This window comes from Roseovarius pacificus, from assembly GCF_900142665.1.
GTDB lineage: Bacteria > Pseudomonadota > Alphaproteobacteria > Rhodobacterales > Rhodobacteraceae > Roseovarius > Roseovarius pacificus.
Genome location: NZ_FRBR01000003.1, coordinates 16886 through 37255, shown reverse-complemented (window position 1 = coordinate 37255; position 20370 = coordinate 16886). Strand labels below are relative to the sequence as shown.

Here is a 20370-nt window from a genome sequence, read left to right as displayed (position 1 = left end):
CCCATGTCCGAGGTCTGCTTTCGTACGGTTCAAAGCGATGAGGATGTGGCTCTTCTGGACGAGGCCCTGCGCTGTCTCAGCGCGGATTTGGGGGATGACCATATCGCGGGCCACGATGCCCTGACCACGGCGTTGCGCGGGGCCTGTCCATCGGCGCATGGGATTGTCGCGCTCAAAGGGGCGGCATTGTGCGGTGCGGTCTTGTTCAGCCCGGTTTTTTCGACGGTCCGGGGTGCGCCGGGGCTTTACGTTTCCGATCTTTGGGTGTCGGATGAGGCCCGAGGAATGGGATTGGGGCCTCGCTTGCTGGCGTCCGCCGCCCGGCGGGCGGGGCAACTTTGGGGCGCGAATTGGCTGACATTGGCCGTCTACCACACCTCGCCCCGGTCGCGGCGGTTTTATGAGCGATTGGGGTTCAAAGCGGATACCGGGGCTTCGGTCATGAAACTGGGTGCCGAAGGTCTTGGACAACTGATGAGGGATGCAGGATGAAAGCGATTTTCGACGACCGCCAATGGCGACATGACCCCAAACACTTCATGGCCAACGGCAAGGTTATGCCAAGTCCCGAGCAACCCGCCCGCATCGAGAAGCTGACAGCAGGCGCGCAAGCCGCAGGCTGCACCATGCAGGGCTGTGACGATGCGGGTATGGGGCCGATCGCCGCGCTGCATTCCCCGGAATACCTGGTGTTCCTGCAAAATATCTATGAACGCTGGCAACGTATCCCCAATGCCGGGGCCGAGGTGATCCCGAATGTGCATCCTGCCAACAGAACCGACAATTATCCGCGATCCGCTGTGGGGCAGGCGGGGTTTCATCAGGCCGATACTGCCTGTCCGATCGGGGAGGGTACATGGGAGGCGGCTTATTGGTCGGCGCAAGTGGCAATAACCGGCGCGGATCTGCTGGCGGCTGGTGAGCGCGCGGCTTATGCCCTGTCGCGCCCGCCGGGACATCATGCCTATGGCGATATGGCCGGTGGGTTCTGTTTTCTGAACAATTCCGGGATCGCCGCAGAGCGTTTGCGCGCCAAGGGATTGCGGCCTGCCATTCTGGATGTGGATGTGCATCACGGAAACGGCACGCAAGGCATTTTCTATGATCGGGACGACGTGCTGACTGTCTCGCTTCATGCCGATCCAACGCGGTTCTATCCGTTCTTCTGGGGTCATGCCGATGAACGCGGCGAAGGGCGTGGGCTTGGCTATAATCTCAACCTGCCGCTGCCGCGCGGAACCGATGACACGGCCTATCTGAAATCGCTCGATGTCGCGCTGGATCGGATCGTGGCCTTCGGGGCCGATGTCGTGGTGGTGGCCCTTGGCCTTGATGCCTTTGAGGGCGATCCGTTCCAGGGCTTCGCCGTCACCACCCCCGGTTTCGCGCGGATCGGGGCGGCGATTGCCGGGCTTGAGTTGCCCACACTGTTCGTGCAGGAGGGCGGCTATTTGTGTGACGAACTGGGCGAAAACCTGACCTCGGTGCTGACCGGGTTCGAAGCGGCATGAGCCGGCATCCCGATATTATCGTGATCGGCGGCGGGATCGCCGGTGTCAGCGCGGCGGCTGAACTGGCGTCCTTTGCGCGGGTCACGTTGATCGAGGGTGAGGCGCAGCTTGGATACCATTCCACCGGTCGCTCGGCGGCGGTGTTCATTCGCAACTATGGCAATGCCACGCTGCGGGCGCTCAATGCCGCTGCCGCGCCGTTGCTGGAGGCGCCAGAGGGTGTATCGGACCAGTCCTTGCTGTCGCCGCGTGGTGAATTGATGATCGCCACGGAGGAGGAACAGGACGAACTGGAGAGCTATTGCGCAGGGGCGACCGGGATCGAACCACTTGCCCCGGACGAGGCCGTGAAAATGGTGCCCATCCTGCGGCGTGATCGTCTCGCGGCGGCGGCCATTGAACCCGATGCGCAGAATATCGACGTTGACCGCATGTTGCAGGGCTATGCCCGGCTCTTCAGGGCGCGTGGCGGGCAGGTTGTCACCGGGGCGCCGGTGCACGCCATCACCAGAGGTCATTCTGCCTGGCAGGTCGGTGTCGGGGACCAAACCCTGACCGCCCCGGTGATCGTCAACGCCTCGGGGGCGTGGGCGGATCAGGTTGCACGAATGGCGGGCGTTTCACCGGTGGGTATTCAGCCGTTCCGCCGCTCGGCGGCCATTATCCCCGCGCCCGAGGGGTATGATGTGGAAAGCTGGCCGGTGGTCGTGTCGGCCTCGGAATCCTGGTACGCGAAACCCGATGCCGGGAAACTGATGGTTTCGCCCGCCGACGAAGACCCGGTCGAGCCGCATGACGCCTGGGTCGACGATATGGTGTTGGCGGAGGGCCTTCATCGGTTCGAACAGGCCGTGACGATCCCGGTGACACGGGTAGAGCACAGTTGGGCCGGTTTGCGCAGTTTCGCGCCTGACCGCTCGCCGGTGGTCGGGTTCGCCCCGCAAGTCGAAGGGTTTTTCTGGCTGGCAGGGCAGGGCGGGTATGGCGTACAAACGGCCCCGGCACTGGCCCGTTTGACGGCGGCCCTGATCACAGGTGGCGTCGCAGAGATTGCCGACGAAACAATACGGGCATTGTCGCCCGACCGATTCCAGTAACCCGAAAGGACAGCTTGAAATGAGCGATATCACCCGTGCCCATGTGGGCCAACGCATGAGCCAGATCGTTACCCATAACGGTACGGTCTATCTGGCAGGTCAGGTCGGCAACCCCGGCGACAGCGTGGCGGAGCAGACTAGGACCTGTATTGAAAACATGGAAAAGCTGCTGGCCGAAGCCGGATCGGACGCCACGCGTATCCTGCAATGCACCATCTGGCTGGCCGATATGGCCGATTTCGCCGAGATGAATGCGGTATGGGATGCTTGGGTGCCCGAAGGTCACGCACCGGCGCGCGCCTGCGGCGAGGCAAAGCTGGCCACGCCCGACTACAAAGTCGAATTTCTGGTGACGGCTGCACAAGGCTGAACCGATGGACGGGGCGCTGCCTTTCGGCGTGGCCCGTCCCTTTCGCTGTTCCCGAAATACTTTCGTCGAAGGCGGCCTGCGTGTGCTCCCGGGTGCATGCGTCATGGCCGATGGACGCCGCGCGATGCTTGCGCTATCAGGCTCGTGATCCATTGACGAAAGGCGCGCCCATGTCCGGCCACGGCACCCCCATTCCGATGTCCTCTCACCGTTCCAAGGGCCTGAACGGTACGGCCGAGGTTCCCGGCGACAAGTCGATCTCGCATCGATCCCTGATCCTTGGCGCGCTGTCGGTCGGCGAAACCGTGATCACGGGGTTGCTGGAAGGGCAGGACGTGCTGGACACCGCCAAGGCCATGCAGGCCATGGGCGCCGAGGTCGTGCGCGATGACGATGGCACATGGCGGGTGCATGGTGTGGGTGTCGGAGGATTTGCCGAACCCGATCAGGTGATTGATTGCGGGAATTCCGGCACGGGTGTGCGGCTGATCATGGGGGCGATGGCCACATTGCCGATTGCGGCAACGTTCACCGGCGATGCCAGCCTGAACAAACGCCCGATGGCGCGGGTCACCGATCCGCTGGCGCTGTTCGGGGCGCAGGCGGTGGGCCGTTCCGGCGGGCGGCTGCCGATGACCATCGTCGGTGCGCATGATCCTTTGCCGGTGCGCTATACCGTGCCGGTGCCTTCGGCTCAGGTGAAATCCGCCGTGCTGCTGGCAGGCTTGAACGCGCCGGGGCAGACCGTGGTGATCGAACGCGAGGCCACGCGCGATCATACCGAACGTATGCTGGCCGGGTTCGGTGCTGAAATCACCACCGAGGACACCGACGAGGGCCGAGTCATCACCCTGACCGGCCAGCCCGAACTGATCCCGCAAGGCATTGCCGTACCGCGTGATCCGTCCTCGGCGGCGTTTCCGGTTTGCGCAGCGCTGATCACCGAAGGATCGGACGTTCTGGTGCCCAATATCGGGCTGAACCCCACGCGCGCGGGCCTGTTCACCACGCTGCGCGAGATGGGCGCCGACCTGAGTTATGAAAACGAACGCGAAGAAGGGGGCGAGCCGGTCGCCGATCTGCGCGCGCGCTTCTCGCCCGATATGAAGGGGATCGAGGTGCCGCCCGAGCGTGCGGCTTCGATGATCGACGAATACCCGGTTCTGTCGGTCGTTGCGGCCTTCGCCGAGGGTCAGACCGTCATGCGCGGCGTCAAGGAATTGCGGGTCAAGGAATCGGATCGTATCGAGGCAATGGCCACCGGCTTGCGCGCCAATGGCGTCGAGGTCGAGGACGGCCCCGATTGGTGGATCGTGCATGGCCGGGGGCAGGGAAACGTGCCGGGTGGGGCCACCTGCGCCAGCCACCTCGACCACCGGATCGCAATGTCGTTCCTTGTGATGGGGCTTGCAGCGCAGTCGCCTGTCAGCGTGGACGATGGCGGGCCGATCGCGACCTCGTTCCCGGTATTCGAACCGCTCATGGCAGCGCTTGGCGCGGATATTCGCCGCGGCTGATCCTTGTTGATCTTACGGGGCGCGGTGACAAGGCCGCATGGTATGTTTGGCATCAGATGATGCGTGCGCCCTGACTGCCCAACGCCTCTTGTACGGCTCTGAATGCCTGTTCGTCGCTGGCGGCGATGGCATCGCGGATCAGTTCAACCTCATAGCCGCGATTGAGGGCGGCTTGTGCGGTGCGTGCGACCGCCTCGGTGCCATCCCTGCCGGCGATGCGCAGGCGACCGACCCGCAGCACTTCCAGCAGTGTATCCAGCTCACCGGTTTCAAACCCGTCTTCCACCCGCTTGACGACGACATGGTCAGCCATGCCCTGAAACGGGGGCGCCAGTGCCACGTTGCGTCCATGTCTGAACGGTGCATCGGGCCGGGTGAAGCGTGCGATCAGGCGCGGAGCGATGCCTCCCCATTCCTGCCTGAGTGCAATGACGGGCTGATCGCGATGCCGGGCAAGTTCAACCTCGCGCGAAATGGCGGCCTCGACCCGTATACGTGTCGGGGCGTCATGATGTTGGTCGGTCCAGAACGCGTCCTGCGTTTCGATCAGCAACAACGCCGTGCCGGGGCGCGGCGGGATCGGCGTGCCCTGGGTGGCGCGCACAATGTAGCGTGTCGTTACCCACAGCCACAGACCCGTCAGCCCGGCCAGTATACCGAGAATCGTCCAGATCATTTATTGTGCCCCGTTGCCGTCAAACCTGCTGAACCTGTTCGCAATTCCAATTCTGTTGCCGCATTCGTGACCTGCACCGATTGTGTTCGTTTGGCAAGTCGGGCATGGCTTGATCCGTGTCAGGGCGTCGTTACGCTGCTGCTGTAGTCAGGGACCGTGACAATTTTGGAGAATGCGCATGACAGCCCCGCTGGATAACATCACCGTACTGGACCTGACCCATGTTCTGGCCGGTCCGTTCGCCTCGATGACCATGGTCGATCTGGGGGCAAAGGTGATCAAGGTGGAACGCCCCGGCGCGGGGGACGATACCCGCGCTTTTCCGCCGTTCAAAAATGACAAAAGCGCATATTTCGCGGCGCTGAATCACGGCAAGCAATCCATCGCCCTGGATTTGAAGGCCGAACAGGACCGCGCGCTGTTCGAACGGCTGCTGGCGCGGGCGGATGTGATCCTGGAAAACTACCGGCCCGGAACGATGGAGAAACTGGGCTATGGCTGGGACACATTGCATGCCCGGCATCCGGGCCTGATTTATGGCGCGGTCAGCGGATTCGGCCATACCGGCCCCGACGCGTTGCGCCCGGCCTATGACATGGTGGTGCAGGCGCGTGGCGGTGTCATGTCGATCACTGGCGAGAAAGATCGTGAGCCGGTGCGCGTGGGGGCCAGCATCGGGGATATTGTGGCGGGCATGTTCATGCTGCAAGGCGTGCTTGCCGCACTTTACGAGCGCGAGCGCACAGGGCTGGGCCGTAAGGTGGATGTCGGTATGCTGGACGGGCAACTGGCCATTCTGGAACATGCCGTCGCGATTACCTCGGTCACCGGCACGCCGCCGGGGCCGACAGGGGCGCGGCATCCGTCGATCACACCGTTCGAAACCTTTCATGCGTCGGATGGGCTGTTCGTGATCGCCGCGGGCAATGATGTGTTGTTTGAACGGTTGTGCGACACGCTCGGCCTGCCACTGGCCGACGATCCTCGGTTTGCCACCAACCCGGCGCGGTGTGAAAACGCGCGCCTTCTGAAGCGGCTGATCGAGGCGGTCACTTTGGACAACACCAAGGCCTACTGGATCGAAACGCTGGAAGCCGCCGGTGTGCCGACGGGGCCGATTCAGAACGTGGCCGAGGTCATGCAGGACCCACAGATCCTTGCACGTAACATGGTGGTGAATGTGCTGGATCATGCGGGGCAGCCAGCCTATACGACGGCTGGCTGCCCCATCAAGCTGAGCGGTCTGGAAGAGCGCCCGGATAGGCGCCCGGCCCCCGATCTGGATGGAGACCGGGCCTCGATCTTGACCTGGCTGGAGGGCGGCGAGGACTGACCCGCCGCCATCCCGATCATTCAGCGGCGCATTTCATCGGATTGTTAGGATGCGTCGTCCAGTTGGCGTAATCGTCGCTGACGGGCTTGCCGGTGCGCGGGTCGATTTCTCCGGCAGGCAGACGCTCCATCGTGATGCACCCTTCGATCGGGCAGACATTGACGCACAGGTTGCAGGCCACGCATTCTTCGTCAATCACGTCAAAGGTGCGGTCGTCCGACATGGAGATCGCCTGATGGCTGGTGTCTTCGCAGGCGGCAAAGCAGCGGCCACATTTGATGCACGCGTCCTGATCAATGCGGGCCTTGGTGATGTAGTTCAGGTTCAGATCCTGCCAGTTCACCACGTTGGGCACGGCGCGACCCACCAGATCGTCGACCGAGGCAAAGCCCTTTTCGTCCAGATATTGCGACAGCCCCGAGATCATTTCCTGCACGATCTTGAAGCCATATGTCATGGCGGCGGTGCAGACCTGCACGTTGCCCGCGCCAAGCGCCATGAATTCGGCAGCATCGCGCCAAGTGGTGACGCCACCGATGCCCGAGATGGGTAGCCCCTTCAGTGCAGGGTCGCGGGCGATCTCGGCGACCATGTTCAGCGCAATGGGTTTGACGGCCGGGCCACAATAGCCGCCATGCGCGCCCTGCCCGTCGATGGTGGGCTGCGGTGCGAACAGGTCCAGATCGACCGTCGTGATCGAGTTGATCGTATTGATCAGGCTGACCGCATCCGCGCCGCCGTCCTTGGCGGCCTGCGCCGGTTTGCGGATGTCCGAGATATTGGGTGTCAGTTTCACGATAACGGGCAGGTTGGAGTGCTTCTTGCACCATTCAGTGACCATCTGCACGTATTCGGGCACCTGCCCCACGGCGCTGCCCATCCCGCGTTCGCTCATCCCGTGGGGGCAGCCGAAATTCAGTTCCACCCCGTCGCAGCCCGTGTCGATCACGCGCGACAGGATGTCTTTCCAGCTGTCCTCGTTGACCGGCACCATCAGGCTGGCGATCAGGGCGTGGTCGGGGTAATCGCGCTTGACGCGCGTCATCTCGTCAAGGTTGGTCTGCAAGGGGCGGTCGGTGATCAACTCGATATTGTTGAGCCCCAACAGGCGGCGGTCCGCACCCCAGATCGCGCCATAGCGCGGGCCGTTGACGTTGACGACGGGCGGGCCTTCTTCGCCCAGTGTTTTCCAAACAACACCACCCCATCCGGCGTCAAAGGCACGCCGGACGTTGTATTCCTTGTCGGTCGGCGGGGCAGAAGCCAGCCAGAAGGGATTGGGGGATTTGATGCCGATGAAGTTCGATTCGAGATTGGCCATGTCGCTGATCTCCCTGTTTTATGATTGCGCTCAGCCCATCAGGCTGGCGTGGATGTCCTCGGCGGCGTCGCGCCCTTCGGCCACGGCGGTGACGGTCAGGTCGTCGCCACCCGCCGCGCAGTCGCCCCCGGCCCAGACCCCGGCGATACTGGTGCGGCCGGTGTCGGTGACGGCGATCTTGCGCCCGTCGAGGTCGGGTAAACCATCGCCGTCCAGCGTCTGGCCGATGGCCTTGAACACCTGATCTGCGGGCAGGCGGAAGGTCTGGCCGGTGGGTTTGAGATCGTCGTCGGCATATTCGAACTCGACCTCGCGCACCGCGCCATTGCCATGTATTGCAATCGGCTGTGCGTTGGTAATGATCCGTACACCTTTGGAGGCCGCCAGATCCTGCTCGAACGTGCTGGCGTTCATCCGCTCGCGGCCGCGCCTGTAGACGAGGCTGACATTGAGCGCACCTAGTAGTTTCGCTTGCACGGCGGCGTCCACCGCCGTCATGCCCCCGCCGATCACCACCACGTCACGCCCCACGGGCAGTTTGGCCAGATCACTGGCCTGGCGCAGGTCGGCGATGAAATCCACGGCGTTCGTGATGCCGTCCTTCTCCTCGGCTTCGAGGCCAAGCGCATTCACGCCGCCAAGGCCGATACCGAGAAACACAGCGTCATGATCGGCTTGCAGTTGCTTCAGTGTCAGGTCGTTGCCAAGGCGCTTGCCGGTCTCAACGGTAATTCCGCCGATCTGCAACAGCCACTCGACCTCGCGTTCGGCAAAATGATCGACCGACTTATAGGCGGCGATGCCGTATTCGTTCAGCCCACCGGGTTTGGCACGCCCGTCGAACACGGTCACGTCATGGCCGCGCATGGCCAGCCGGTGCGCACAGGACAGCCCGGCAGGCCCGGCGCCCACGACAGCGATCCGTTTGCCTGTTGCCTCGGCGCGAGCAAAGGGATGACTGCCCTGATCCATCAACACATCGGTGGCGTAGCGTTGAAGCTGACCAATGAGTACCGGCTTGCCCTCGGCGGTTTCGCGCACGCAGGCCTCTTCGCACAGGGTTTCTGTCGGGCATACGCGGGCACACATTCCGCCCAGGATATTCTGGCTCAGAATCGTTTTGGCCGCCGCTTCGGGCGTGCCCGTGGCGATCTGGCGGATGAAAAGCGGGATGTCGATATCCGTCGGGCAGGCGGTCACGCAGGGTGCGTCGTGGCAGAAATAGCAGCGGTCGGCTGCGACCAGTGCCTCGTGATCGTCCAGTCTGGGGTGCAGATCACCGAAGTTCTCGTCATAGGCGGCGGCATTCAGCCGGCCTGCCCTGATACCTGGGGTCAATGCGGTGTCACTCACGGGGGCCTCCACATGTTGGTTATGTACGATCAGTATTCCACGGATTTTATTTTTATCAAACGGTAAAATTTTAGCACAAAAATAAGTTACTTTGCAGGGCCTTGGCCCTTCAGCGTTGTCACCAACGAGAATTTTGCGGCAATTCCGGAGGCGGCGTCAGCGCGTTTTTTCGTGATCAAGCCGCTTTTTCGCGATGGATTCGTGCCGTTCGGCCTTTTGTTGATCAGCAAGGGCTTGTTCGACGAAATCCAGATGCGCAATGACAGCCGCGCGGGCCGCTTCGGCATCCCGGGCTTGCAGGGCGGTGTTGATCGCCCGGTGCTGATCCAGCAAGGCTCCGCGTGTCGTGCGCTGTTTGAACATGATCTGACGGTTATAGAAAACGCCCTGCTGCAACAGCTCGAACATCGAGCGCATCATATGCAGCATGACCACGTTATGGCTGGCCTCGATGATCCCCATGTGAAACTCGGCATCCAGGCGTGCCTCGTCCTTGGGATTGGGTTTGGTATGGGCCGTTTCCATCTTGTCGAACACCGTCTGAATGACCTTCAGATCGGTGTCCGAGGCCAGCCGTGCAGCGCGTTCAGCCGCCAGCCCTTCCAGATCGCGGCGAAAAGCGATGTAGTTGAATACGGCCTCGTCATGATCGGCAAACAACCGGATCAGGGCAGGCGAAAAGGCGCTGCCCAGAACATCGGCCACGAAAACCCCCGCCCCCGCACGGGTGACGAGCAGACCCTTGTCTTGCAGATCGGCCACCGCCTCGCGCAGCGACGGTCGGGAAACCCCCAACCGTTCCGCCAGTTCGCGTTCCGACGGCAGGCGCTCGCCCGGCCGCAGGATGCCCCGCAGGATCAGCTTCTCGATCTGGCGGGTGACGGCAGTGGATAATTTTTCCGGTGTGACACGTTCAAACGGCATGGCGCGATCCTGATGCAACTGGTCAAATTGTATGACCGGAACGCAGGCCCGACAAGCGGCGCGGTGATCAGGTTTCCGACAATCGCCAAACTCCGGTCTGATCGGGCAGGAAAACTTCGACTGCCGCCGTTGCAATCACCAGTGTCTCGCCGGTTTCGGGATTGGTCACGTCTTGTCCGCCCCTGACCGCGCTGACCGTGGCAAGCCCGCGCGGCAGGCCATTGGCCAATTCTTCGGTATTCAGTTTGTCCGGCGCCTGTACGCCCACCGTGACCTGAACCCGCATCTTCGCATGATCCAGCCCGGTCGCTTCAAAGATTGGCAGGGTAGAGTGACGTATCGCATCCTCGATCGCCCGTGCGGCGGCCTTTTGATAGTCCATCCCGTGCAGATCGTTGCCCATGCCCATTTCTATGATCACCCGCCGCTCAGACATCTATCCGCTCCATCATGAAGCTGACGGAAATCGCTGCGTTGGCGATGACCGTGGGGTTGCCCGTCCCCTCGGGGCGCGGGATGTCCAGACCACCCGTCGTGGCGGTAATGCTGACCTGCCCATACGGGAAGACTTCGGCCACCGCCTTGGTATCCACCGCATCGGGCTGCTGCACGGCGATCTCCACATCAAGAATCATTGCCGATTTATCGAAACCATATAGTTCGGCCATGTTGATGGAATTGCGCCACAGCGCGTCCTGCACCGCACGCCTGGCCGCCTGTGTATAGTCACGGCGGCGCAGAGACGTTCCCATGCCGAATTCGGTCAGGACGCGATGTTTGGGCATCAGTATTCCACCCCGATCTGTGCCTTGACGCCCGAACGGAACGGGTGCTTGATCAGTTCCATCTCGGTGACCAGATCGGCGATCTCGATCAACTCGTCCTTGGCATTGCGCCCGGTCAGAACGACATGGGTCATGTGCGGCTTTTCTTCGGCCAGGAATTGTACCACTTCGTCGATATCCAGATAATCGTAGCGCAGGGCGATATTGATTTCGTCCAGCAGGACCATCTTGTTGGTCTCGTCGCGGATCAACTCCTTGGCCTTCTCCCATGCCGCCTGCGCCATTTCGATATCCCGGTCGCGGTCCTGGGTTTCCCAGGTAAAGCCCTCGCCCATGGTGTGGAACGCGCAGCTATCGGAAAACTTCGACAGGATCAGATCACGCTCACCCGTACTCATCCCGCCCTTGATGAACTGCACCACGGCGCATTTCATGTCATGGGCGATACAGCGAAAGATCATCCCGAAGGCCGCACTGGATTTGCCCTTCCCCTTGCCGGTGTGGACGATGATCAGGCCCTTTTCGTCGGTCTTGGTGGCCATGATCTTGTCTCGGGCGGCCTTTTTCTTGGCCATCTTGGTGGCGTGGCGGTCGCTGTCGTCGGTCATGTGGCGCGTTTCCTTTCATTGGAACAGGCCCAAGACATAAGGCGCAATCAACGCGGTTAGCAAGGCGTCCAGCCCCATACCGGTCCCGGAAAGCGTTCTTTCGGTTCCAATGATCTGCCATGACTATAGATCTTGTGTGTCGCATGCAAAAAGGGCCGCCCGGTGTGCGGGACGGCCCTGAATGCTTCAGGTGGTGTCTGTTGAGTTATTCCGCGGCGACGGGGGCCGGGGTGTCGGCACGACTGAAATGTTTGCGGTTCAGTTTCAGAACCAGCCAGATCATCATGAATTGCGCGATGATCGCGATGCCTGTCAGCCCCCAGAACGCCAGCCCGAACTTGTCGATCACACCGGCGCTCACCAGCCCTTTGTTGATGAAAAAGTGCATCATGACCGCAAAGGCGACGCCGGGACAGATCAGCGCATAGGACCCGGCCGAGGCTTTCTGGCCCGAAATGAACTCGGCCCAATAGCCCTGCCGCTTCAGCACCAGCAGGCCAAGGGCGAGGAACAGGACTTCGATGGCCAGCAGACGAGACAGGAAGACCAGTGTTTCACCGGGTGTTCCGTGGGCGTCGAAGGCAACGTGCAGACCATGGTTCTGGCGCATGAACAGGATACCCAGCACGGTTACGATAGGAACTACGACCATCAGGGTCGGTCCTGACTCTTTCGCGGTGCCGTGATGCAGCATCGAGTTGAAGCCGGTGATCGCGGCGACCAGCGTGTAGATAATCGCGGTGACCCCGAAAAAGGTGCTCAGCACAAGGCTGACACCTACCGTCACGGTGTTTCCGCTCATGGCCGACGGGGCGGCCAGGCCGACGCCCACCATCGAGACGGCGAACGCGGGCAGAAGCTGTGCAAACGAGTTGTGAGCGGTGACGTCGAAGACACCACCCTGCGTCAACACGCGGCCCAGAAAGCCGCCGATCAGCCGCAAGGCCCAGATTCCGAGGCCGAGGAAGGCCAGCAGCGCCATAGGGAACATGTATTCCACGATACTCCAAAGGCCGGGCACGAATACCAGCCCGACAATGAAGCCCACATTGATCGTCATCGCACTGGCCAGCGGTGCGGCCAACAGGGTGGTTTCGCCGTTGCTTTGGCGCAGCGCCTCGTAGCTTTCGGTCTTCTGGAAGGCGCGTAAGGCGGCGAAGTTCCAGATCAGCAATTTGACGTTCAGAAAGGCCATTGCCGCGATGCCAATCAATGCAATCACGATGCCGGCCTGCAAGGCCGGGCTGCCCGAGACCAGGGCGCCGGTCACATCCTCGAACACCGGTACGGGGCGGCCTTGGTACGGGACCCAGAACATCAGGTACATGAAGAAGGTAACCACCAGCCCCCCTGCGCCAAGAGATGCGAGAAAGTAGAGTGGCGAATAAGTGTCTGCGGGTCGTGTGGTATATTGGGTCATAGGTGGCTCCTGCATTCACATAGTGAATTTGGAATGTATAATACATTCTGGAAAAATTATGTATCTGGGGTGGAATGTCGCGGAGAATTCGGCTGCGCTAACGATTTGTTAACCGACTATGCGCATGTTGCCGCGATGTTGCGTTACTCGGTGCTTTTGGTGATTTGCCTGCTCGTCGCAGGTTGCAACACGCCCGGCCCCGCGTTTCGCGGGGCCGAGCCCATACGTATATCGGTCGATCAAAGCACCTTTGACGTGCGTGTCGATGGTGATCGGGCACAGGCGATTCGGCTGAATATGGAATGGGCACCGCGCGTCGCTGTTGTTGCACCTCGCGCGGTGGCTGCGATCGAACGGGTCAGCGGGTGCGCTGTCAGTCGGCTGAGGGGCGATCAGGCGGTCTTCGTGGCCAGTCTGGATTGCGGGGCAGGGTCGCCCCCAAGGCAGATTTTCCCGCTGGATCTTGAATGCGATGCCTATGACCTGAAAGACGGGTACGGTACGTTGGAATGCCGCCCTTATCCCTGAGGACACCCCGGCAGCGCCTCGGGAATCCACGACAGCCGCTCGTCCGCGTGAAAGACTTCGTCAGGCGACAGCGTGTCGGGATCGTCCAGCAGCACCGCATGGAAATGCATCTCATCCGGCTCGCGGTCTGAACGGTAGGCAACCGAACTCCCGCAGGTCGCGCAGAAATATCGGTGATTGCCGGGCGAGGATTCATAGTGTTTCGGCTCTGTTCCGGTCCATTGCCAATTGCCGTCGGGATGGCCGACAAACGTGACCAAAGGGGCGCCTGTCGCGCGGCGGCAACTGTCGCAATGGCAATGTCCGATCCAGTTATGGCTGCCGTTCAGCTCAAACGTGACTGCGCCGCACAGGCAATGACCTTTTCGTTTCATGGTCGGCCTCCTTGCCGTTTCTCTGAGCCGCTCGATTATGGCGTGTTCCGGCCTTTCACTGCTGCCTCGATCCGCGCGCGCGCCGAGTTCGAGCGCGGCATCCACATGCCCCGTTCGATTGCCTCTTGCAGGCGCAGTGCGATTTCGCGCAGGGCGGGGGCGTTGTGCTCTTCGATGAAATCGCGTGTGTCTTCGTCCTCGAGAAACGCCGCCTCGACCATATCGAAGTGATGGCTGCGAACCGCGCCGGTGGTTGCGGCGAACGCGAACATGTAATCCACCGTCGCCGCGATCTCGAACGCCCCTTTGTAGCCGTGCCGCTTGATCCCTTCGATCCATTTCGGGTTGACCACGCGCGAACGGATCACGCGCCCGATCTCGTCCTCCAATGTGCGGATGACCGGGCGTTCCGGGCGGGAATGGTCGTTGTGATAGATCGGCCTGTCCTGCCCTTGCAGCGTGCTGACCGCCGCCGCCGCCCCGCCCTCGAACTGGTAATAATCATCCGAATCCAGCAGGTCATGTTCACGGTTGTCCTGATTTTGCACGATGGCCTCGGTCTGGCGCAAACGGGTTTCGAACCCTTCGCGGTCTGCGCGACCTTCCTCCTGTGCGCCATAAGCATAGCTGCCCCATGTGAGGTAAGCCTCTGCCAGATCGGCCTTGTCGGACCATAACTGTTCGTCGATCATTGCCTGTAGGCCCGCGCCGTAGGCCCCCGGCTTGGCGCCGTAGATGCGCGTGGTGTTACCTTCGGTCCGGGCACGGCTGGCGGCGGGGTTCAAATCCTCGGGTTCATCCATGTTCATCACCGCGCGCGCGGCGCTGTCGAACAGCGTGATAAGCTGGGGAAAGGCATCGCGGAAAAACCCCGAGATGCGCAGGGTGACGTCCACACGCGGGCGGCCAAGCACCCCTTGCGGCAGAACCTCGAAGCCGGTGACCCGCCGGTTGGCGGCGTCCCATTTCGGTTTCACCCCCATCAGGGCCATGGCCTGCGCGATATCGTCCCCACCCGTGCGCATGTTGGCGGTGCCCCATGCGGTCAACAACATCGTGCGGGGCCAGTCACCATGCGTTTGCAGGTGCTTCTCGATCAGCAGATTGGCCGATTTCCACCCCAGGGCCCAGGCGGTTGGCGTTGGCACGGCGCGGCTGTCTACGCTGTAGAAATTGCGCCCGGTGGGGAGTGTATCCAGACGCCCGCGTGTCGGTGCGCCTGACGGAGCAGGAGAAACGAACCGCCCCGCAAGGGCGGTCAGTAGCCCGCGCCCCTCGTCAGGACCACATGAGCGCAGGACCGGAAGAACCATATTATGCAACTCTTCCAGCACCGGGCGCGTCTGGTGGAACTGCTCAGGCGCTTCTTTCCAGTTGAACGCCTGTCGCGCCAGCAATTCCAGCCGTTCGACCGTGTCGCCGTTGCTGCGCCAAGGACCGGCGTCCAATCCCTTCAGGATCGTATTGCGCGGACCGTCATAGGGTGCGGCCATGTCACAATCGAGCGGGTCGATGGGTACACCGCAATCCACTGCCAAGGCCCGGATCAGCGACGCCTCGCTGCCTTTGCCCTCGCCGCGCGGAACGCGCAACAGGGCGATGGCCAGATCCCGTTCTTGCTCGCCTTCCGGAGACTGTCCGAATATATGCAGCCCGTCGCGAATCTGCGCCTCCTTCAACTCGCACAGATAGGCATCCAGTTTGGCCAGATCGGTTTCGTCGTCGTCGCCGGTCAGGCCGACATCCTTGTCCAGCCCCGTGGCCGAACTCAGCGACAGGATTTCCCGGCGCAGATAGTCGATGCGCCGCGGATCGACGCCTGCCGCCTCGTAATATTCATCGACCAGCGCCTCTAGATCCTTGAGCGGGCCATAGGTTTCGGCGCGTGTCAGGGGCGGGGTCAGGTGGTCGATGATCACGGCCTGCGCACGGCGCTTGGCTTGCGTGCCCTCGCCCGGATCGTTGACGATGAACGGATAGATATGCGGCATCGGTCCCAGCACGGCCTCGGGCCAGCACTCTTTCGACAGGGCCAATGCCTTGCCCGGCAACCACTCGAGATTGCCGTGCTTGCCCATATGCACGATGGCCTGCGCCCGGAACTGGTGGCGCAGCCATATGTAGAAGGCCAGGTAATTATGCGGCGGGACCAGATCGGGCGAATGGTAGGTGTCGGTCGGGTCGATATTGTAGCCGCGCGCAGGCTGGATGCCCACGACCACATTGCCGAATTCCAGAACCGACAGGGCGAAATGCCCGCAATCCACCTCGCCGGGGGTATAGAACGGGTCCGCTTCGGGCGGACCCCACCGGCTTTCCATGGCCTCGCGCAAAAGCCACGGCAACTGGCCGTACTCGATCTGGTATTCGGCCATCGACAGCTGCACGCCACCCCGCCGCGCAACGCGATCGGTCAGCCAGTTGGTCGGACCGGCCATGATCGCCTGCATCAGCGCATCGCTGTCTTCGGGGGCGTCGGTCACCCGGTATCCGACCTCTTGCAGCAGGCGCAACACATGCACGGTGCCCGCAGGCGTATCCAGCCCCACGCCATTGGCCAGCCGTCCGTCCTTGTTGGGATAGTTCGCCAGCACCAACGCCACCTTGCGCTTGTCCTCGGTCGTGGCGCGCAGGGTGGCCCAGTTCTTCGCCAGCTCGGCCACGAACTCCACCCGATCGCCTTGTGCACGGTAAGTGGCGATGGGGCACTCGGTTGCGTCGTCGAAAAACGCCTCGCCCTTGAAGCTGACCGCGCGGGAGAGCACCCGGCCATCGACCTCGGGCAGGGCCACGTTCATCGCGATGTCACGGGCCGAAAGCCCGGTCAGCCCCTCGCTCCAGGCCTCTTCGCCAGAGCCGGCCAATACCACTTGAAACACTGGCGCCCCTTGGGTCGCCTGCATGGTCAGGGGGTTGTCGGGGCTGTCATCGCCCGCATGGGGGGAGCCCACTGCAAAAGACGTGCAGTTCAGGATAACCGAAGGCGGCGCGGCGCTAAAAAGATGTTCCAGCGTTGCGACCGAAACCGGGTCTTTCAGAGAGGCCACAAAAACGGGCAGGGGGTTCAGACCGGCGCGCAGCAGCGACCTGACCAGACGGTTGATCGGGTTCAGTCCCGCGCCTTGTACCAGGGCCCGGTAGAAAACCAACGGTACGACTGGCGCGCCATTCGTCCATGCCTCCTGTGCCGCCGACAGATCGGCCACGCCCGCTCCGGGCCAGTAGACCCCGGCACGCAACAGAGGGCTGGCAGCGGCGGGCTTTTCGCCACCCTCCAGCATTGCATGGGTGTAGGACAGAAAATTGGTGGCATTCTCGGGGCCGCCTTCGACCAGATAGGCCCAAAGCGCATCGTAATCCGTGTCGTCCACGGTGGACAGGCCGCGCAGTTCCGCATCGGGTTTGTCGTCGCCGGGCAATAGCGCCAGCGGCACGCCTGCCTCGTGAAGCCGTGCCGCGTATTGCTCGGCCCCGTATTTCCAGTACCCGACGCCTCCCAGAACCCGCGCGATCACCAGTCGGGATTTCGTCGCGCAATTGTCCAGATGCAGGTCGACCGACATCGGATGCTGTAAATGGGTCAGGTTGGCCAGCCGCAGTGTCGGCGGTGTCTCCATCTCGGCCCGCGCCCCGGACAGCGCGGCCAGTTCCGTATCGGCAGCCGAGACAAACACGACATCCGCCGGGGTCTGGCCAGGATCGACGGGCTCTTGCCCGTCGTCGATCTGTCCCGGAGTGGCGGCAAGCAGGTGCACGAGGAGTCAGCCTTTCGCATGCGGCGGCGGCGCGCCATTGAGCGTTTGCACCGGAAAAAGGCCAGGGCGCACTCTACGCCCTGCCTGTCACAGGGTAACCGTCAGGCAGACAATGCCCGTTCGATGGCGGTTCGGTCCAGCCCCGATTGTCCGATGACCACCAGCCGGGTTTCCCGCGGGTCTGTGCCGAACGGGCGGTCGAAATAGCTGTCGACGCGTGGGCCGACGGCTTGCAGGGTCAGGCGCATCGGCTTGCCCGCGACGGCGGCAAACCCTTTCAGGCGCAGGATATCATGTGCGCGGATCACTTCGGCAACCTGTTCGGCAAAGGTTGCCGGGTCACTGATCTCGGGGCGGGTGACCACGAAGGATTCGAACTCGTCGTGATCGTGATCATGGTGGTGATCGTCCTCCTCATCGTCATGATGATGGTGATGCAGCTCGTGGCGGGCGTCCATATCCGTTTCGGCACCGATGCCCTGCCCAAGTAAGACATCGACCGGCAACGCGCCCATGGTCGATTTGACCACCTGCACGCCATCGCGGCTGTCATCGCGCAATTGCGCGACAAGGGTTGTGGCCTCGTCCTCACCCAACAAATCTGCCTTGTTCACCACGATCATGTCTGCGCAGGCCACCTGATCGGCGAACAGTTCGGACAGGGGTGTTTCGTGATCGAGGTTCTCGTCCTGCGCGCGCTGGGCATCCACCGCGGCGATGTCATGGGCAAACCGGCCTTCGGTCACGGCCTTGCCATCCACCACCGTGACCACCCCGTCCACGGTGACGCGAGTGGATATCTCGGGCCAGTTGAATGCGCGCACCAGGGGCTGGGGCAGAGCCAGCCCCGAGGTTTCGATCACGATGTGATCGGGGGCGTCTTCGCGCTCCAGCAGTTTCTGCATGGTGGGGATGAAATCCTCGGCCACGGTGCAGCAGATACACCCGTTGGACAATTCCATCACGTCGTCCTCGGCGCAGCCCTCGATGCCGCAGCCCTTGAGGATGCCGCCATCCACGCCCAGATCGCCGAATTCGTTGATGATCAGCGCGATGCGCTTGCCATTCGCGTTTTCCAGCATGTGACGGATCAGCGTGGTTTTTCCGGCGCCCAGAAATCCGGTGACGACGGTTGCGGGTATTTTTGCGGGCATCTGGTCAACTCCTCAGAAGGGCTTGTCAGCAGGGTGGCCTTGGCCTAGGGCACCCGTGAAAGGACGGCGCACATGCACCGGATTGTGGTTTGTTCAACATGCGACGGGGTGGACGGCAAGGGCTTTGCCGCCCGGCTGCGCATTGCGCTGGTGCAACGGGGGCTGGCATTCGAGGTGCAGGACCATGCCTGCATGTCGAACTGCGCACGGCCCCTCTCGGTGGCCTTTACGGCACCGGGCAAGGCCACGTATCTTTTTGCCGATATCGACCCCGCGATTGATCTGGACGATACACTGGCCTTTGCGGCCATGTATGCCGATTGTGCCGACGGCTGGATCGAGGACGCCCGCGATGCGGGGCGCCTGCGATTTTGCCTCGTGGGCAGGGTGCCGGCATAGGCCATCATTCGATCACCACCTGCGCTGTGGCCTCGATCGGTTCGCCGTTGCTGACCAGTTGGGAATGGTCGTTGGTATATAGCGCGACACGTATGTCATGGGGCCCCACAGGCAAGGCCTGAAGCTGCATCCAAGGTCCATAGGCACGCGCGACCTTGACGCCGTCCACATAGACATGGGCGTGTCCTTTCCCCGGCACGTGCGGGCCGTTGACGCCTTCGGGATCGAAGGTAAACCCGGTCACGTCGATATGCAGGTTGCGGCTCTGGGGGCCATCGGGATGCAAGGCGATCCTGAGCGTCGGGGCAGGGGTGCCCGCTTCGACCATACGGGAATGATCGTGACCGTTCATATCGCCCTGGCCATGATCGTGCGCGGCATGATCGTGCACATCGTCACCATGGTGATGACCTTCGAGCTGCACCCCGGTGCCCGCCGCAAGAAGAAAGCCGAAACCGGTTCCGAAAAACAGGCCGATCAGCAGGAAGACAAAGGTACGAGGCATGAGAAAACTCGTTCGTGGGGCCCCGACGGGTATCCGCCGGGGCCGGTTAGAGGATCAGGCCGACGCCTGTTCTTCGCGTTGCCAGAAGTAACCGGCGAACAATCCAAGAAGCGCCCAGGCGAAAAATCCGATGCCAAGGGCGCGCGCAGCAAAGAGCGCAGCAATCTCCGGTGGAACCGGGCCGGAAAACTCATCCGGATGCGGTGCGCCGATGACATGCGGCGCCAACAGCAGGATGGCCGCCACGCTCCACATCAGCCAGCCCTTGCCGAACGCGATCAATGCAAGCGCGCAGGCCGTGGCCGCTACGGTGCCCCACCACCAGATCTGGCGTATCGCCACATCGGCAGCCGCCACGCCCGGCACTTCGGGCGGCAGCGAAATCGCCGGTGCAAAGTGGAACGCGACGAATCCCGCAATCCCCCAGAGAATCCCGGTGCGTGCCGTGATGGCAACGCCCCGTGCCTCTGCAAGCCCCATCGCGGCGACCAGCAACAGCGCGTAACCCACGTAGATGAGCGTGGTGAACAGAATGCTCAGACCGTCGCGCACAGGGTCGAACCCCGGCAATTCGGGATGGGCGCTCACTGCGTCGGCGCCGAAATGAATCAGATCGCCCCCTTCATATAGCTCTGCATGAAGCAGAACCGGCTGCACAAAAAACAACTGCAACGCGGCCGCACTCAGCCCCGCGCAGAATCCAGCGAGCAACGCGCTGGTCAGAATTTTCTGAAACATGG

General features: G+C 62.3%; 21 protein-coding genes. 8 read left to right on the top strand and 13 right to left on the bottom strand.

What is annotated here, in order from left to right:
* The first annotated feature begins 3 nt into the window (after positions 1 to 3).
* The 5 genes from BUB53_RS07495 to aroA all read left to right on the top strand — a co-directional run bounded on the left by BUB53_RS07495 (position 4) and on the right by aroA (position 4495).
* Positions 4 to 492, top strand: a complete 489-nt coding sequence (locus BUB53_RS07495; protein ID WP_073034100.1) for a GNAT family N-acetyltransferase — start codon at positions 4 to 6, stop codon at positions 490 to 492.
* Positions 489 to 1511 carry a histone deacetylase family protein gene (locus BUB53_RS07490; protein WP_073034099.1) on the top strand — a complete coding sequence of 341 codons (1023 nt, stop codon included), beginning with the start codon at positions 489 to 491 and terminating at the stop codon, positions 1509 to 1511. Before BUB53_RS07495 ends, BUB53_RS07490 begins: the two co-directional genes overlap by 4 nt.
* On the top strand, positions 1508 to 2608 hold the full coding sequence (locus BUB53_RS07485; RefSeq protein ID WP_073034098.1) for an NAD(P)/FAD-dependent oxidoreductase: 1101 nt from the start codon (positions 1508 to 1510) through the stop codon (positions 2606 to 2608). The genes BUB53_RS07490 and BUB53_RS07485 overlap by 4 nt, the downstream gene beginning before the upstream one ends.
* Positions 2609 to 2627: 19 nt before the next feature.
* The gene (locus BUB53_RS07480; RefSeq protein WP_073034097.1) at positions 2628 to 2978 is read left to right on the top strand and encodes a RidA family protein; all 351 of its coding nucleotides are present in this window, start codon (positions 2628 to 2630) and stop codon (positions 2976 to 2978) included.
* 170 nt (positions 2979 to 3148) lie between these two features.
* Positions 3149 to 4495 carry a 3-phosphoshikimate 1-carboxyvinyltransferase gene (gene aroA, locus BUB53_RS07475; RefSeq protein WP_073034096.1) on the top strand — a complete coding sequence of 449 codons (1347 nt, stop codon included), beginning with the start codon at positions 3149 to 3151 and terminating at the stop codon, positions 4493 to 4495.
* Positions 4496 to 4547: 52 nt separating this feature from the next.
* On the opposite strand, the gene BUB53_RS07470 is transcribed toward aroA, so the two are convergent.
* On the bottom strand, positions 4548 to 5171 hold the full coding sequence (locus BUB53_RS07470) for a cysteine hydrolase family protein (RefSeq protein WP_073034095.1): 624 nt from the start codon (positions 5169 to 5171) through the stop codon (positions 4548 to 4550).
* A gap of 178 nt (positions 5172 to 5349) precedes the next feature.
* Between BUB53_RS07470 and BUB53_RS07465 the strand changes: the two genes are divergently transcribed.
* Positions 5350 to 6504 (top strand): CaiB/BaiF CoA transferase family protein, encoded by a 1155-nt coding sequence (locus BUB53_RS07465; RefSeq protein WP_073034094.1) that lies wholly within the window; start codon positions 5350 to 5352, stop codon positions 6502 to 6504.
* Positions 6505 to 6520: 16 nt separating this feature from the next.
* On the opposite strand, the gene preA is transcribed toward BUB53_RS07465, so the two are convergent.
* The 7 genes from preA to BUB53_RS07430 form a co-directional block, all read right to left on the bottom strand.
* Entirely contained in the window at positions 6521 to 7825 is a 1305-nt protein-coding gene (gene preA / locus BUB53_RS07460) for an NAD-dependent dihydropyrimidine dehydrogenase subunit PreA (protein WP_073034093.1), read from the bottom strand.
* Between the two features lie 30 nt (positions 7826 to 7855).
* The gene (locus tag BUB53_RS07455) at positions 7856 to 9178 is read right to left on the bottom strand and encodes an NAD(P)-dependent oxidoreductase (protein WP_073034092.1); all 1323 of its coding nucleotides are present in this window, start codon (positions 9176 to 9178) and stop codon (positions 7856 to 7858) included.
* Positions 9179 to 9334: 156 nt separating this feature from the next.
* Complete coding sequence (locus tag BUB53_RS07450; protein ID WP_073034091.1) at positions 9335 to 10102, bottom strand: FCD domain-containing protein; 768 nt, start codon at positions 10100 to 10102, stop codon at positions 9335 to 9337.
* 67 nt (positions 10103 to 10169) lie between these two features.
* Positions 10170 to 10538 carry a Lin0512 family protein gene (locus BUB53_RS07445; protein WP_073034090.1) on the bottom strand — a complete coding sequence of 123 codons (369 nt, stop codon included), beginning with the start codon at positions 10536 to 10538 and terminating at the stop codon, positions 10170 to 10172.
* Positions 10531 to 10887, bottom strand: a complete 357-nt coding sequence (locus BUB53_RS07440) for a Lin0512 family protein (protein ID WP_073034089.1) — start codon at positions 10885 to 10887, stop codon at positions 10531 to 10533. Before BUB53_RS07440 ends, BUB53_RS07445 begins: the two co-directional genes overlap by 8 nt.
* Positions 10887 to 11495, bottom strand: a complete 609-nt coding sequence (cobO, locus tag BUB53_RS07435) for a cob(I)yrinic acid a,c-diamide adenosyltransferase (protein ID WP_073034088.1) — start codon at positions 11493 to 11495, stop codon at positions 10887 to 10889. Before cobO ends, BUB53_RS07440 begins: the two co-directional genes overlap by 1 nt.
* A 205-nt stretch (positions 11496 to 11700) precedes the next feature.
* Complete coding sequence (locus BUB53_RS07430) at positions 11701 to 12915, bottom strand: TsoY family (seleno)protein (protein WP_073034087.1); 1215 nt, start codon at positions 12913 to 12915, stop codon at positions 11701 to 11703.
* A 135-nt stretch (positions 12916 to 13050) separates the two neighbouring features.
* Between BUB53_RS07430 and BUB53_RS07425 the strand changes: the two genes are divergently transcribed.
* Complete coding sequence (locus BUB53_RS07425; RefSeq protein WP_073034339.1) at positions 13051 to 13443, top strand: hypothetical protein; 393 nt, start codon at positions 13051 to 13053, stop codon at positions 13441 to 13443.
* Here BUB53_RS07425 and BUB53_RS07420 read toward each other — a convergent pair.
* The 3 genes from BUB53_RS07420 to cobW all read right to left on the bottom strand — a co-directional run bounded on the left by BUB53_RS07420 (position 13434) and on the right by cobW (position 18726).
* Positions 13434 to 13817: a GFA family protein gene (locus BUB53_RS07420; protein WP_073034086.1), complete on the bottom strand. Its 384-nt coding sequence runs from the start codon at positions 13815 to 13817 to the stop codon at positions 13434 to 13436. The two genes, BUB53_RS07425 and BUB53_RS07420, sit on opposite strands and share 10 nt — an antisense overlap.
* A 35-nt stretch (positions 13818 to 13852) precedes the next feature.
* Positions 13853 to 17572, bottom strand: coding sequence for a cobaltochelatase subunit CobN (gene cobN, locus BUB53_RS07415; RefSeq protein WP_073034085.1), 3720 nt, complete (start codon positions 17570 to 17572; stop codon positions 13853 to 13855).
* A 101-nt stretch (positions 17573 to 17673) separates the two neighbouring features.
* Positions 17674 to 18726: a cobalamin biosynthesis protein CobW gene (gene cobW, locus BUB53_RS07410; protein ID WP_073034084.1), complete on the bottom strand. Its 1053-nt coding sequence runs from the start codon at positions 18724 to 18726 to the stop codon at positions 17674 to 17676.
* Positions 18727 to 18798: 72 nt separating this feature from the next.
* Here cobW and BUB53_RS07405 point away from each other — a divergent pair, with 72 nt between their 5' ends.
* Positions 18799 to 19125, top strand: coding sequence for a DUF1636 family protein (locus BUB53_RS07405; protein ID WP_073034083.1), 327 nt, complete (start codon positions 18799 to 18801; stop codon positions 19123 to 19125).
* A 4-nt stretch (positions 19126 to 19129) separates the two neighbouring features.
* Here the strand turns inward: BUB53_RS07405 and BUB53_RS07400 are convergent, their stop codons facing one another.
* Both BUB53_RS07400 and BUB53_RS07395 read right to left on the bottom strand, forming a co-directional pair.
* The gene (locus BUB53_RS07400; protein WP_073034082.1) at positions 19130 to 19630 is read right to left on the bottom strand and encodes a hypothetical protein; all 501 of its coding nucleotides are present in this window, start codon (positions 19628 to 19630) and stop codon (positions 19130 to 19132) included.
* Positions 19631 to 19684: 54 nt separating this feature from the next.
* Positions 19685 to 20368, bottom strand: coding sequence for a CbtA family protein (locus tag BUB53_RS07395; protein WP_073034081.1), 684 nt, complete (start codon positions 20366 to 20368; stop codon positions 19685 to 19687).
* Between the last annotated feature and the right edge of the window lie 2 nt (positions 20369 to 20370).